A 15,511-nucleotide genomic window follows, 5' to 3' on the forward strand; every position below is an offset into this window, starting at 1 on the left:
ATGCTTACAAAAGTTTTTGGAAGTGCCGTATTTGGGGTAGAGGCAACAACGATTACGGTAGAAGTGAATATTGACAAAGGAGTGGGGTATCATTTGGTAGGATTGCCCGATAATGCGATTAAGGAAAGTAATTATCGAATTGCAGCGGCCTTATTGAACAATGGTTACAAGATCCCTGGAAAAAAAATCACCATCAATATGGCTCCGGCGGATCTTCGCAAGGAAGGATCGGCCTACGACCTGACCCTCGCCTTGGGGATTTTAACTGCATCAGGACAGATAAAGGCCAACAACTTGGAGAAATACCTTATCATGGGGGAACTGTCGTTGGATGGTAGCCTGCAGCCCATAAAAGGGGCATTGCCCATAGCCGTTAAAGCCAGGGAAGAAGGCTTTATGGGCTTTATTTTGCCGAAGGATAATGCCATGGAAGCTGCCATTGTTTCCGATTTACAGGTGTATGGCATTGAGAATATTAAAGAGGTCATTGATTTTTTTGATAAGGACGAACCCTTGGAACAAACGATAGTCGATACCCGGGCTGAGTTTTACAAAAAACTTGATTTTCCGGAATTTGATTTTTCAGATGTAAAGGGACAGGAAAGTATAAAACGCTGTATGGAGATTGCAGCGGCTGGCGGACATAATATAATCTTAATAGGTCCTCCGGGGTCAGGAAAAACGATGCTTGCCAAACGATTGCCCTCCATATTACCACCGATGACCTTGCATGAAGCCTTGGAAACGACCAAAATACATAGTGTTGTCGGGAAGATAAAGAATATGGGGTTAATGAGTCAACGCCCTTTCCGTAGTCCCCACCATACGATTTCGGATGTTGCCCTTGTCGGTGGCGGCGCCTATCCGCAGCCAGGGGAGATTTCCCTTTCCCATAATGGGGTGTTGTTCTTGGACGAACTTCCTGAATTTAAAAGAGGGGTGCTCGAAGTCATGCGCCAACCTTTGGAAGATAGGGAAGTCACTATTTCAAGGGCGCGATTTACCGTAACCTATCCCAGTAGTTTTATGCTCGTCGCCAGTATGAATCCTAGTCCAGGTGGTTATTTCAATGACCCGGATGCTCCCGTGACCTCATCCCCGGCGGAGATGCAGCGATATATGGGTAAGATATCGGGTCCACTTTTGGATCGTATTGACATCCATATCGAAGTAACGCCTGTACCGTTCGAAAAGCTTTCAGAAGACCGGAAAGGGGAGAGTAGTGTTGAGATACGGAAGCGGGTTACTGCCGCGCGGGAACTGCAGACCGAACGTTTTAAGGAGTTGGAAAACGTGCATTACAATGCCCAAATGAATACCAAACAAATTCGGGAGTATTGTAAGTTGGATGAAGCTTCAAAACTGCTTTTAAAGAACGCCATGGAGCGTTTGAACCTTTCCGCCCGTGCCTATGACCGTATTCTTAAAGTCGCCCGCACCATTGCGGATTTGGAAAATACCGACGCAGTCTCAGGAAACCATATTAGTGAAGCCATTCAATATAGGAGTCTTGACAGGGAAGGTTGGTTGGGGTAGTTGAAAGTGCGAAGTTTTAAGTTTAAATAGCGAGTGCGTATAGTCAATCTTGAAGGTTCCCGGATAATGGGTTAAAACTTCACTATTTTTTCTAGAAACACTTTTTGAAACTAATATTATAATCAAAGGCGTAGGCCCTTTTTTTTCAATATTTCCAACCTTGGACAAATTGTTTTTTATTAGGATTAAAGAGGGAAAACTCTATTGTTTTCTATGTTTTTAGGCTAATTTTCATTATCTTAATACCCGTAAGTATTATTGTGTTCAATGTTTGGAAAAAGTTGGTTTGATTGCAATAAACCCAAGGAGTAATTACGATAAGATTATCAGTCATAAGTTAAGTTCATTTGCAAACTACAAAGGACATACCATTCCATCATTATTCGGAGACGTACAAATATGTAAATATTACGGACGGTCATCCTGCCCTTTCAATTAATCCTGATTTCCCATTTGTAATGACGAGATTCGACCTGATGGGTCGCAGGGCACAGGCCGAAATTCCCCATCGCCATGATTATTTTGAAATCATATTTTTGGAAGACGGCGCAGGACAACATATCATTGATTATGAATCATACGAAATACAAACCCCTGCTTTTTATTTACTGTCTAAGGGACAGATACATTTTTGGAAATTGACAAAAGGATTACAAGGGAGTGTATTACTTTTTCCAAGGGAATTTCTGATCCCTCCTACAACCGCTTTGAATCAAGAAGGGGATTTGGCGATTTTCAATACGTTAAGTAAAGCGCCTTATGTTCTCTTAGACGATGATAATTTTTCTAAAATACATGGATTATTAAAGAATATCAATGAAGAATTCTTGAGGCAATCCGACTGTAGTCTTTCCATGCTCCGTGCTTACTTGCATATTTTACTGGGGAATCTGTTTCGTGTTTATGCCCACGGCCAGAAAAGCGATATTTTAGATAATACCAATGCAATGGTTCGTAAGTTCCGACAGTTGGTTTCTGAAAATTATCTTAGGGTCCGTTCCGTTCAAGAGTATGCCGATCTGATAGGAATCAGTGCGACGCACCTTAGGGATACCGTAAAGAATATTACTGGTTATTCCCCAGGGCAACTTATACGACAAGAACTGATTTTTGAAGCAAAAAGAAGATTGGCGAATACCGAATTAACAACGGCGGAAATCGGTTATTCCCTTAATTTTGAGGATACTTCCTATTTCAGTAGGTTTTTTAAGCGTGAAACCGGTGAATGTCCATCGCGCTACAGAGAGGAAATCAGAAAGAAATACAATATCAAGATTTAATATTTCAAAGTCCTTTGGATTAAATCATTGAAAAGTGCCATACTTTCGGTAATCAGTGTCTTATCTACCAATTACAGTACCAATAACTTTGTATTTGAATATATAGATGTTCAGGGCTTTTTTAAGTATGCCTTCTAAAAATAAGTATCATGGAATCAAATAAATTAAAAGCTAAAATATTTACAACATCAACCTTTTACAGGCATTTAAAAATAGTGATTGCTAACTTTTCCGATGTGCTTAAATCCAGAAAAACCGGGAATGTCAATAAAGCGTTTCGGTCCAAGATAATGTTGGCAGTTACCCACGTGAATGGTTGTAGGTATTGTAATTATTTCCATACTAAAAATGCAATTGATGCAGGAACTTCGGAAGATGAATTAAAATCCATGCTTAATGGGGAATTCGGCGAAATCGGTAGCGATGAATCCGTGGCACTTCTGTTTGCCCAACATTATGCTTACACCGATGGATATCCCGACAAGAAAACCTATGTAAAATTTGTTGAACACTATGGAAATCAGAAAGCAGCGGATATCATGGCTATGATACGACTGATCATGGTCGGAAATATTCACGGTATTGCATTGGATGCATTGCAAAGTAGGTTGAAAGGAAGAAAAATGGAAGGCAGTAAATTTAAACATGAGATGGGAATCTTCTTTGGGATATTCGTAATGATTCCTTTAGCAATTGTGCAGGTATGGTTCGAAAAAATATTCTTAAAGGGTACCCATATGAAATTAAAAGGCATGCATTTTATACATAGATAGGGTAATCTACCCGCTAGTGTAATGAACCAAAGAGGTTTTGAAGGGTCCATTAAAAAATTTAAAAGTCTAAAAGAAGCATATAACAAGCGTGTATTTATATGCAATTATTTTCAGTAACTACTTACGATCTTGGTAATCTAAGGAATTATAAGCCATAATAGCTAGAGGATCCTATTTCCATGGGCATTGAAAAGTGCCATATTATCCGTATTTAGTCTCTTATATATCTAATTCTTCGCGAATACATTTGTACGGTACAAGCAAGTATTCACTAAGAAATAATATATAATTTGAAAGGAGAAAAATGAAAACAATAAAAAATGTGAACCTCATTACCGTACTGGTTGCTTTTTTAATTAGTGCTGGAACAGTTCAAGCTCAAAACAAAGAAGCTTATAAAGACTACAATGTAATATCAAGAAGTGATATTGGACCTAGGCCAGCGGGCTTTCAACCAACAAAAGCAGCACCTGCTAATGGTGCCTATAGTGAGAGTGTAGCTACGGCTTCAAGCAGGGTGTTGAATGAAGAAACGGTCATGCTAAAAAAAGTGAACGTGCAGCCTATTGGCGAAAAAGAATTTAGCGCATGGGAATTATTATGTGATGAAGGTGGCCATACCTACAAACAATCGGCTCCAAACCCATTAAGTTATATGGTAGGAGGTATTTCTTCCAGTTTGCTGACACGTGTGGAACAGGCTATAAGGGTTATGGATTTAAATGTTGCCAGTGCAAAAGTTGAAGCGAAAGTGTTTTATAGATTCGATGAGCCTATGACACCGAATTGGAGAGGATATACCGATAAACTTATTGCCAATATCCTTATTGAAAGTGATGAACCTGCGGAAAAAATTGCAGTGATGAAGAAGATGGCCGTTCAGGCATGGGCTATTGGGGAATGTATTATGAATACTACTCCTGTGGATGCACAATTTGAGTATAATACCAAAATTTGGGAAACAGATTCTGCCAGGCCAGGGAAAGTAGCCGGTCCGGATTCGTTTGATAATGGTTTGAAAATCTCTTCACAAGGTAATAGCCCACAACCCGAAAGTTTTTCACTGGGTGCTGATGCCAGTATGGAGAAATTCACCGATCCATTTATTTTCGAAGTGGTAAGTGTTTCGGAATCCGCCAATGACACCCAATGACCTTATTTGCATAAAGTGAAAATCAGGGCCATTCAGGAAAACTATCTGGCATGGGATATTTATACGGATGACAGTCACGGATTTAAGGGTGTGGACAAAGCCCCGACTTCAAGTGATCTGTTTACGGCAGGCACTAGTTTATGCTTAATGAGTCAACTAACCGGGTGGTCGGAGTTTTATAAACATCAGGGTATTGAATTCGATGATTTCCGTGTGGAACACCAATTCAATTATCAAGTGGATAATTATATGACGCCATCGGCAGTAGGACATGTAGATGGGGTAACTACAAGGATCCTTATAAAAAGTGGGAATAGCGGGAAAGTAATGGGCGATTATGCCAGACATGCCCTTCGTACTTGTTTCGCTGTGGAAGCGGTTACAGGAGCAACAACAACGGAAATCGGTGTTTATCAAAACGGAAAACCCATTAAATAATTGAGGAGGAAATAAAAATGAAAAAAGGATATAAGATTAGCATAGCGATTGTAATCGCAGCAGCAGTAATAGCGGTCATCTTTTGGTTTTCAATGCCCAGTGAGCAAAGGCACATGATTTCATTCATGACACTAAACGGAGATAGTTATGATAATTATCAAGAATATCAGGTAATTGACCGTAATGATAAAGCCTTAGTGCCAACATCTTTTGAACCTGATGTCGCAGATACAATTGCAGGAAATAATAATCGTAATGTAGTTGCAATCACCGAAATGGTAAAGAATGAAAATTCAAAGATGATGAAAAAAGCAATGGTACAAGCTACGGGTATTGATGATTACACAGGATGGCATTTAATCGCTGACGAAGGTGCTAAGAAAGGAGCAAACCCTTTTGGACCTTCTCCCCTTAGTTATTACACCAGTGGTTTGGCAGCAAATCTACATACGCAAATTCTTAAGGCCGCAGAAGTCAAAGGTGTTGAATTAGATAATGTTAAAGTAGAAATATTAAATAAATTTCGTTGGAATGAAATGATGTCTCCTGAAGGTGCTGGATTTCTAGATGTAACAACTACAAATATAATTATAAAAAGTAAAGTGTCTAAAGAACTAATTGGGGAAATAAAAAAAATGGCTCTAAATTCATGGACTGCAGGTGAAGCTATCCGAAATGAAACAGTGATTGAACCTACTTTAATTGTAAATAATAACGACTTTGAAGATTATCATGCCACGTCAGGAACAACCCTTTCTGAGATATCTATTGTTGATGGACTTAAATTAAGTTCTATTACTAAGGTATCCATAAAACCGGAGTATTTAAAGCCTGTTGTTAAGGACGAAGGAGATATTGGCTTTGATGCCTTGGCGAATATGGAGTTTGAAATATTTGCAATCTCTGAATCTACCGAAAACAGTGATAGACCCTATTTGAACAAAATCACGCTGTCAACACCTTCGTCAGAAACTTGGGAAATATACGCAGATGAATTTATGGGAGCTAATGACCGTCCTGTAGCACCAACTTCTTTAGAATACTTTACGGCAGGAACTGCTTTATGCTTAACGTCACAAACAACATTGGTTAGCGCAATGATGGGCTTGGACTATAATGACTATCGTATTGAAAACCAAATGGATTACAGACAGGAAGCTATAGATTCTACCAACATGGCTAGTTATACTGATACCGTTCATTCATACATTATAATTGAATCAAATGAATCTCAAGAACGATTAAAAACCTTCTATAATAAATCTTTATCGTTGTGCTTTGCGGGCGAGGGACTAAAAAATGCAACGGATATGAATACCAACTGCTATTTAAACGGCGAACTTGTAAAATAGTCTTTTTGTAAGTATCAGAGCAAGCATTTCCTGCTCTGGTTGAATTACAAAAATAGTAAGACCTATTTGGGATTATCTTCCTAAATGGGTCTTATGTGTTTTTAAGAAATAAGTCAAGGCTTATAGAGGTAAAACACTTAATAGAAGCAGTTTTAAATAAGGAGCAAATTCACCCTGGTAAAACCCTTCGGAAAACGTAATATCCAAATCGTTGAAAAGTACCATATAATCCGTATTTAGTTAATTATTTGCAGTAAATCAATAAGTTAAATTTGATTAGTTCAATTTTAAAAAGGGATTATTATGGCAAAGTCAAATAAGAAGTATCACTCCACCGTTGGCCGAAGGGATTTCATGAAAAAGTTGGGTGTAGGGGCCGGTGCCCTAGGATTGGGGGCTGCCGGGTTTGCGGCATCGGGAATCGGTGCTGAGGGATTTAAAGATCTTGATGAAATGATGGCTTCCCCATTAGCTGAACGCAAATTACCGTTCTGGGTCAAAGAAGTGGATGAACCTACGGTAAAAATAGATTGGGAGAATATGGAAATATTCGAAGGTCCTGAAAAGACATTGTTCAATCCTGCTTCTTGGGAGAATCCCCAAGATTATAAAGATATCTATGATAGGAACATTGCATCGACAAAAAAAAATGTACAAGAAAATGTTCCCGGACTTTCGTTAAAGGATAGGGCACTGGCTGATGCCAACTGTTGGGGTTGGGGAGGACGTTCCGGTGCTGATTTGGCTCCACCTTGGGCCGGTACTGAAGTGAAGGCCAATCCAATGTGGGAACACCCAACCATGTTTTATACCCCTGAAGATTATGGGGTGCCTAAATACAATGGTACTCCCGAAGAAAATTCCAGAATGCTTAGGACTGCAGGAAGGATTATGGGGGCTTCGGATATGGGATTTGTAAAACTCGACGAAAGAACGAAAAAATTACTCTGGGGCAAGATCAAATTTGAAAACGTAGAGAAAGGATATGCAGAGGTTGAAAAAAACAAATATGTATTGCCGAACAAAGATTTATGGGCCATATGCTCCGTAATCCCACAATCGTTATGGATGCAGCAATTTACCGAACGTATGAGCTGGGCATCGAGTAATACGATGAGTTATTCAAGAGCCAATATCTACGGGAATAGATTGAGTGTGTTTCTAAGAGGATTGGGATACCAAGCTTATGGCGGGGATACGGAATCCGTAGGACGATTGGTAGGTTTTGGTGTCATGTCGGGAATGGGGGAATACGGTAGAGCAGGTATTCTTGTGAGTCCACAATATGGTACCAACATAAGAACGGTAATGGTAACGATTACCGACTTGCCGTTGGCTGTGACAAAACCAATAGATGCAGGTATTTCCAAATTTTGCGAAACTTGTAAAAAGTGTGGTGAAATGTGTCCTTCGGGAGCAATAAGTATGGAGGATAAGCCATTCTGGGGAGGTAATACTGCCAGTCAGGCAAAAGGAATTAAAGGCTGGTATATGGATAATAAAAAATGTTACTCCTACATGTTAGGGGGCGAACCGGATTGTAGTCGTTGTCAAACCGTATGTCCGTTTACAAAATTCGATGATGCGGTAATACATGATCTAATCAAATTATCGATCGGGTCTACCTCTAAATTAAATGCCGCGATCCGAAAAATGGATGATGTATTTGGCTATGGTAAGGAGCCTGATCTGAGCAAAACAGCATGGGATCTTGATCCAATGGATATTCCTGTATATGGTCTGGATAAATCACGTTCGTAAAACTAAAAAATGATATTATGAGATTAATAAGTTGGATTTGGTTTTGGTATGTTTTGGTCGGATTTATAATGGGGGGTGGCGCCGTATTGATTTGGCACATTCTAAAAAGTGTTCACCTAAAATTGGTCTGGTACGAGTGGATTTTAATGATACTGGTTTATTTTGTTTTTATGTTGATGTGTCAAACATTTATAGCATCATTTCAAGAGTTTGAACCGAAAGCTGCATGGTTTTCATTGATTTTTATGGGAATCCCGGTACTCATAATGGGGGTTGTCTTATTCAGGTCTCTAAGAAAAAGATATACTAAAAAACAAGTCGATTAAGTCCATTCTGAATAGTTGAAAATCGAGCATGTAAACTATTTAAATGATCTATAACAAAACAAGTTCAAAGAAAATTGAAGCTAAGTTGGCTATTGTTTCCATAGCGGTGATTATAGTCGCTTGGTTTATCGGAGGCCAATTGGAAGTAGCTGATATTGTTTCCACCATTAAGGCGAAAATGCCAGAAATCGTTAAACTTGAGGAAATAGGAAAAGTATCATACAAGATTTATAATGCTGAAGAAGAACCTTTAGGGTATGTAACCATAGAATCGTCGATGGGGTACGGCGGTCCACTGCAAATGGCAGTAGCTGTTGATAACAAAGGGAAGATATTCGATCTGGCGGTAATCAATTCAAAGGAAACACCATCGTATCTGGATAAGGTTTTAAAAACGGATTTTATAGAAGGACTTTTAGGTAAGAATTATGATGATGAATATTCGATAGGCAATGAGGTTGATGCTGTATCAAGTGCAACGTATTCTTCTAGGGCCATAGTCGAAGCCACTAAAAAAGGGAATAGGTTTGTTGCGGCCAAGGTACTGGGTTATGAAATTCCTAAGGATGAAACACCCGCACTTCGGTTCGGTGTTCAGGAAATAGTATTGTTATTACTATTTGCCGTTGGGTATTTCGCCCATAAAAACACCTTTAAGTATAAAAAAATGGCGCGGTGGGGGACAATGCTCATTGGTTTATTCGTAATCGGTTTTTATTACAATCAACCTTTTACACTTTCGATGTTTAACCAATTACTTTTAGGATATTTTCCTCCGTTGTATTCACAATTATATTGGTATTTGTTATTGGGGGGTGTATTCCTTGTATTTACAGTGGACAATAAAAATCCGTACTGCTCTTGGTTTTGTCCTTTCGGGGCCGCACAGGAATGTATGGGTGTGATTGGTGGTGCAAAACACAGACCAATAGGAAAATTTAAGATTGTATTGAAATGGACTTTGAGGATTCTGGTCCTGTTGGCGATTGTGATCGCATTGTTATTGAGAAACCCCGGTGTTACCAGTTATGAGGTATTCGGAACCTTGTTTAAATTAACGGGAAGCAATTTTCAATTTGCAATATTGGGAATAGTACTGGTTTCATCCTTGTTCATTAAAAGGCCTTGGTGTAACTACCTATGTCCCTTAGGTCCTGTCACCGAACATTTTACCTATATAAGAAAAATGATAATGGATAAATGGAAAAGAAAAAAAGTAAACGTTTAAGGGAGGCTATTGTTATTGCTGTGATATGGGTATGCTTGGGATTGATAATCCTTGAGTTACAATCGAACATTCATAACATACTCTAAACAGCTATTGGTTAAAAACTATAAATAATCAACTTAATATGGAAAATAGTAAGTGTTTAAAGCAAGGGTTATGTCTTTTGGGATTGATGTTGCTTGTTATCGGGACAACAATATCGTATGGTCAAGAGACCGGACATTATACCCCGGGTGTGCAAGGGATTAAAGTTGGGACACTTCCTCCTCCCGGATTCTATTACATCATGCATAATGTATTTTATGCTGCAGACACCTATTATGATGGGGATGGAAATAAATCCGATATTGATTTTGATGTGAATGTGTTCGCCAATGTCCACCGGTTTCTTTATGTATGGGAAGATGTAATGTTCGGTGCCAATTACGGGGTACATGTACTCATACCTACTACCTATACGGATATTCGTATTGGTGCATTTGGTATAGATGATAGCAAATATGGTATTGGGGACATCGTAATTGAACCATTTTTATTGTCATGGAACAAATCAAGATATGATATATCCGTGGCCTTAGCGGCAATTGCACCAGTAGGAAGTTATGATAGTCATAATGCCGCATCGCCCGGGAAAGGTTTTTGGTCTGGGATGTTGACTTTTGGTGGGACCTATTATTTCGATTCCAACAAATCATGGCATGCTTCTATTTTAAATAGATATGAGGTACATAGTGGGAAAAAGGATTTTGATGTAACCCCTGGGGATGATTTGACCTTTGAATGGGGGATTGGCAAAACGATCGTTTCCAAAGCCATTTATAATGTGGGGGTTTCTGGGTATTCGCATTGGCAATTATCCAACGATAAGGGAAGCGATGTTTTATATGATCCAGAGCTGCATGATAAAATCTTTGCTGTCGGACCTGAAGTTACTTGTTATATACCTCAGGCGAAATTGAATCTCGAGCTTCGAAGTCAATTCGAATTCGGGGCAATAGACAGATCTCAAGGTTCAAAGGTGTGTTTATCCTTATTCAAGAACTTCTAATATTACATTGTGGTATTGTAATATAAGTTGAAAATCGCCGAATAATTTGTTCTATCCAGGCTATATTATTAATGCAATTGGATCTCAATAATATTGGCAGGAACATTGTGTTTGGCCTGCATATCCCTTTTAAGGTTTCCTAGAGGAAGTTACATTCCTAAAGATCGGTAATTGACTACATAAACAAAGGGCCATACGGAAAAACGTATCGCCCTTTAAGATATCCCTTGTCAATAGTACATTGAATTAGCTCAATATTTCTTCTAAAGTGATATAGTCACCAACCTTTCCGGTCATGTTCTCTGCATCCGTATTTACAGGAAGGGTCTTTTTACCGGGTCTCCATCCAGCAGGACAAACTTCACCGGTTTTACTTGCATGCTGCCAAGCCTGTACTTGCCTTAGAAATTCGTTTACATTTCGTCCCACGGAATCAGCCTGAACTTCTTGGGCTACACAAATACCATCGGCATTAAACAGGAAACGACCTCTTAAGGCAATCCCTTCTTCTTCTATTAAGACACCAAAAGCACGACTAACTTCTTGGTTGGTGTCAGCGCCTATCGTAAGTTTCAATCCCTTTAATATTGGTTCTGTTTCCACAAACCTTTTATGTGAAAATTGTGAATCCACGGAAACAGCCAAAATTTCTACCCCTAATTTTTGAAAATCATCATAATGGGCATTCATTGCTGCAATTTCTGTTGGACAGACAAATGTAAAATCGGCAGGATAAAAACATACCACTGACCATTTATCTTTATAATCCTCACTTGATACCGTTTTGTAATGCCCCGTTTTAGCATCATAGGCATCCATTGTAAATTCTGGCATTTGCTGCCTTACCATTGTTGAGCTCATAGTTTCTTCTTCTTTTGTATTCGTACTTAAATTATTATTTTCCATGATTTTCTTTCTCGGCTTTACACCACTTGCACATCCCATAATTATTTATTTTAAAAATTCTTATTCTTTATATCCTATATGGTCAATATGATTCTCTTTCGATTTCCATAAAGTATTTAGTGTTTTATATTTTTGGGAGCGACCATTCAACATAATTTGGCTCCCACTAATATGTTAGTTGTTTTTGCAAAGGGCACATACTCCGGTTATCCAAAAATTTACATTTTCCACCATATAATCCTTAGGGACTTTCACTTCAATTTCGTTGTGCATACATTCTACTTTGCCGCATTGGTCACATTTAAAGTGATAATGGTTGTGGTAATGGATTTCACTACAATTAAGACATTTGAAGTAATAGAATTTACCGTCATTGGATATCACTTTATGAATAATGCCATCATCTAGAAAACCCTGTAGTATTCTATAAATGGTAACGCGGTCGAACTGTGGCAATTGGTTTTCAATCTCTTCTGCCTTTAAACCATAGTTATCGGAACATTTGAGGCAGTTCAATACAGCCTTTTTGGATTTAGTCTGTCTTTTTTTCATTTCTTAATGTAACAACGTTACAATAGTAAGAATTAATAAGTATATTTGCTAGATATATTTCAAATAATTGGATATGAAATCCTTCATTATCATTTTGTCTTTATGTTTATCCCACATAATGGTCGCTCAAACCGAAATAAAAGGGACAATCATAGACGCTGAATCGGAAATTCCAATACGGGAAGTTCTTATTTATGCATACGAATTGAATAAATCCGTGGTAACGGATAACAATGGGAGTTTTAATTTAAGTACCAATGATAAGTCCGAAATCCAAGTTGAAATATCTGCTGATGGCTACAAAACCCAAATTATAACATTAAGTCCATCGAGTACTGATACAATTAAGCTAGCGAAGAATTTCATTGAATTACAAGAAGTGATTATCACTGGGGATAGTAATAAGAGTCGTGAAAAAGTATCCGTAGCCATAGAAACGGTCAAGAAAAGTGATCTGTTCCAATCCGGTAAGATTTCTTTGGCGGATAACCTGTCCAAACTTCCCGGTTTAAGTAATGCCAGTAATGGTGTTGGCATTACCAAGCCTGTAATTAGGGGGTTGAGCAATACGAACATTGTTTTCTTGAATAATGGCATCAAATCGGAAAATTTCCAATTTTCGAGCAACCACCCTTTTATCTCTGATGAATTTTCGGCAAAAAAAATAGAAGTTATTAAAGGTCCTGTATCATTGATATACGGATCTGATGCCGTTGGTGGTGTTATCAATGTCATAAAGGAAAATCCCGCCAGCACCAATACGCTAGAGGCAAAAGTGAACACACAATACCACAGCAATACGGAAGGTTTGGTTACTAATTTTGATATAAAGGCAAGTGGAGAAAAATGGTTTGGAGGGGCTTCCTTTACCAATAAAAACCATAAAGATTATAAAGACGGAAACGGCGATCAAGTTATCAATAGCCGATTTAAGGACATGAATCTCAGTTCGAACATTGGGTACAGAAGTGCATTGGGCAATTTTGCTTTATATTTTGATTACAATGCACCAACCTATGGTCTAACCAATCAAAAATCAACTACCCTGATTACCGATGATGATAGATCAATGGATTTTTGGTATGTGGACTTGGATAATAAACTTTTAGCCTCTAAAAACAAGCTATTCATAGGGGACGGCATCTTGGATATTAATATGTCTTATCAACAAAATATGAGAAAAGGTATTTCTGATGCATCGAGCGCATATTCCGATATGGTCTTTGCTTCTATGGATTTATCAACGATATCCTATAGTTCCAAGTACAGCTTACGAAAAGACACAAGCAAATATACTTTTGGGTTCAATGGTGCCTATATGGAGAATGATGCCGATGATTATTATGGAAACAATAATCCCATGCCAGATACAAAAATAAATGACCTTGGGTTTTTCGTGGTGGACGAGATCGATCTTTCCGATGCATTGACCCTAAACGCAGGGTTACGGTATGATATCAGGACAATGAAATCGTACCCTTTTGAATCCACAGGTTTGGACAAATACGAAATAGATAATGATTACAGTAGTTTAAGCGGTTCTTTAGGTTCGACTTACAAAATAAACAACCATTTGTTCAAATTAAATATTGCTTCGGGTTTTAGAAGTCCCAATATCTCCGAGCTTACACAAAATGGCATACACCAAGCGCGTTTTGAAAGGGGGGATATTGATCTAAAGGCACAACGAAATTACCAATTGGACCTTAATTACCATTATCATATTGATAAATTGGTCTTTGATATCAGTCCTTTTTATAATAGTGTAAATGACTTTATCTACATTGTTCAGACAGAAGGGGACGCACCGCTAGGCGATGGGAAAATTTGGCAATATGTACAAAATGACGCCCTTTTGTATGGAGGTGAAATCGCTTTGGACTATCATCCGAATAATTGGTTGGGTCTACATTCCAATTACACCTATACAAGGGGAGAACTTAAGGATGGCGGAAGTTTGACGCAAATACCCCAGAACAGATATGTAGCTGAAGTAAAATTGCAACAGAACAAAATTGGCGTCCTTGAGGAACCCTATTTTGTTTTGAACTTCTCATCTTTTCAAAGTCAAAAAAACTTGGGACAGTCAGAAACCTATAGCCGTAGCTATGAACTTTTCAATATTAATTTCGGTTCGGAAATCAATATGGGCAAACAAAGTTTTGATTGGTACGTATCGGTAAACAACTTGCTCGATAAAGTATATATAGATCATTTGTCTTCCTTGAAGCAATTGGACCTCAATAATATTGGCAGGAACATTGTGTTTGGCCTGCATATCCCTTTTATGGTTAATCTTAAACCTGTGGATTGATTTTATTACGTATACAAATTTCCTTTCTAAATGGTCGCTGAGGATTAATGATCTTCATTCTTTCCATATAGCATATTAAAACATAAAAAAGTAAAAGATGAATGAAATTTACAATTCAGGGTTTCGCAAGATCATGCAAGCGAATTGTGACTACACAAGCATGAGGTCAAATCGGATTGAAGAAATATTGAATATTGCGAGAGGAATGCATATCAGCCGATTAGGTATTGCACACTGTATAACATTCTCTCATGAAGCCCAGGTATTGGAGCGCTACTTTTCCAAATATTTTACGGTTTTCACAGTGGGCTGTAAGCATGATAAGGTAAGGAAGAAAGACATACTTGGAGGGGATAGTAAACGAATAATGTGCAACCCGGCCGGACAAGCCGAGTATTTAAACGACCATGGCACCGAATTGAATATTTCCATGGGGTTGTGCGTAGGACATGATATGATATTCAGTAAGCAGTCAAAGGGTCTGGTCACTAATTTGTTCGATAAGGATTTTACAAATAACAATAATCCCGCAATCGCATTTTCAGAAATAGAAAGACAACTATAAGAACCAGAAAAGCGAATAGGATGAATAAACGCATTAGGAACACCATCCACTACGCTAGTCCATCGCGGGTATTGTACGTTGGATGAAGCTTCAAAATCACTTTTAAGGAAAATCTTGGAACGCTTGAACCTTTGCACCCGTGCCTATGATCGTATTCTTAAAGTCGATCGGACCATTGTGCATTTGGAAAATACCGACGCAGTCTTAGGTTGCCATATTGGAGAAGCCATTCAATATAGGAGTCTTGACAGGGAAGGATAATTGGGCAGTTATGGGACA

General features: G+C 38.5%; 13 protein-coding genes and 1 pseudogene. 12 read left to right on the forward strand and 2 right to left on the reverse strand.

Going from position 1 to position 15,511, the window contains the following annotated elements; translation table 11 throughout:
• The 9 genes from LX92_RS17415 (at position 1) to LX92_RS17460 (ending at position 10,895) form a co-directional block, all read left to right on the forward strand.
• Positions 1 to 1,536, forward strand: a complete 1,536-nt coding sequence (locus tag LX92_RS17415) for a YifB family Mg chelatase-like AAA ATPase (protein ID WP_109653384.1) — start codon at positions 1 to 3, stop codon at positions 1,534 to 1,536.
• A 347-nt stretch (positions 1,537 to 1,883) separates the two neighbouring features.
• Positions 1,884 to 2,816, forward strand: a complete 933-nt coding sequence (locus tag LX92_RS17420; protein WP_146197860.1) for a helix-turn-helix domain-containing protein — start codon at positions 1,884 to 1,886, stop codon at positions 2,814 to 2,816.
• A 149-nt stretch (positions 2,817 to 2,965) separates the two neighbouring features.
• Positions 2,966 to 3,589, forward strand: coding sequence for a carboxymuconolactone decarboxylase family protein (locus LX92_RS17425; protein ID WP_109653388.1), 624 nt, complete (start codon positions 2,966 to 2,968; stop codon positions 3,587 to 3,589).
• 304 nt (positions 3,590 to 3,893) lie between these two features.
• A complete protein-coding gene (locus tag LX92_RS17430) occupies positions 3,894 to 4,742 on the forward strand; it encodes a hypothetical protein (protein WP_109653390.1) in 849 nt (282 codons plus the stop codon).
• A gap of 6 nt (positions 4,743 to 4,748) precedes the next feature.
• On the forward strand, positions 4,749 to 5,180 hold the full coding sequence (locus LX92_RS17435; RefSeq protein ID WP_109653392.1) for an OsmC family protein: 432 nt from the start codon (positions 4,749 to 4,751) through the stop codon (positions 5,178 to 5,180).
• Positions 5,181 to 5,197: 17 nt separating this feature from the next.
• A complete protein-coding gene (locus LX92_RS17440; RefSeq protein WP_109653394.1) occupies positions 5,198 to 6,532 on the forward strand; it encodes an OsmC family protein in 1,335 nt (444 codons plus the stop codon).
• Positions 6,533 to 6,835: 303 nt separating this feature from the next.
• Positions 6,836 to 8,293, forward strand: coding sequence for a reductive dehalogenase (locus LX92_RS17445; RefSeq protein WP_109653556.1), 1,458 nt, complete (start codon positions 6,836 to 6,838; stop codon positions 8,291 to 8,293).
• A gap of 369 nt (positions 8,294 to 8,662) precedes the next feature.
• The gene (locus tag LX92_RS17455; protein WP_109653398.1) at positions 8,663 to 9,847 is read left to right on the forward strand and encodes a 4Fe-4S binding protein; all 1,185 of its coding nucleotides are present in this window, start codon (positions 8,663 to 8,665) and stop codon (positions 9,845 to 9,847) included.
• Positions 9,848 to 9,971: 124 nt separating this feature from the next.
• Positions 9,972 to 10,895, forward strand: a complete 924-nt coding sequence (locus LX92_RS17460; protein WP_109653400.1) for a SphA family protein — start codon at positions 9,972 to 9,974, stop codon at positions 10,893 to 10,895.
• 246 nt (positions 10,896 to 11,141) lie between these two features.
• Here LX92_RS17460 and LX92_RS17465 read toward each other — a convergent pair whose 3' ends face one another.
• Together LX92_RS17465 and LX92_RS17470 are read right to left on the reverse strand one after the other, a co-directional pair.
• Positions 11,142 to 11,801 carry a peroxiredoxin gene (locus LX92_RS17465; RefSeq protein ID WP_223308396.1) on the reverse strand — a complete coding sequence of 220 codons (660 nt, stop codon included), beginning with the start codon at positions 11,799 to 11,801 and terminating at the stop codon, positions 11,142 to 11,144.
• 174 nt (positions 11,802 to 11,975) lie between these two features.
• Positions 11,976 to 12,353, reverse strand: a complete 378-nt coding sequence (locus LX92_RS17470; protein WP_109653404.1) for a Fur family transcriptional regulator — start codon at positions 12,351 to 12,353, stop codon at positions 11,976 to 11,978.
• Positions 12,354 to 12,426: 73 nt separating this feature from the next.
• Between LX92_RS17470 and LX92_RS17475 the strand changes: the two genes are divergently transcribed.
• From LX92_RS17475 to LX92_RS17485, 3 genes and pseudogenes are all read left to right on the forward strand, one after another.
• Positions 12,427 to 14,667: a TonB-dependent receptor gene (locus tag LX92_RS17475; RefSeq protein ID WP_109653406.1), complete on the forward strand. Its 2,241-nt coding sequence runs from the start codon at positions 12,427 to 12,429 to the stop codon at positions 14,665 to 14,667.
• Between the two features lie 97 nt (positions 14,668 to 14,764).
• Complete coding sequence (locus LX92_RS17480; protein WP_109653409.1) at positions 14,765 to 15,232, forward strand: DUF1847 domain-containing protein; 468 nt, start codon at positions 14,765 to 14,767, stop codon at positions 15,230 to 15,232.
• Positions 15,233 to 15,295: 63 nt separating this feature from the next.
• Positions 15,296 to 15,493, forward strand: a pseudogene (locus tag LX92_RS17485) (magnesium chelatase subunit ChlI family protein); the annotation flags it as partial.
• Positions 15,494 to 15,511 lie beyond the last annotated feature (18 nt).

The organism is Maribacter polysiphoniae (genome assembly GCF_003148665.1).
In the GTDB taxonomy this organism is placed as follows: domain Bacteria; phylum Bacteroidota; class Bacteroidia; order Flavobacteriales; family Flavobacteriaceae; genus Maribacter_A; species Maribacter_A polysiphoniae.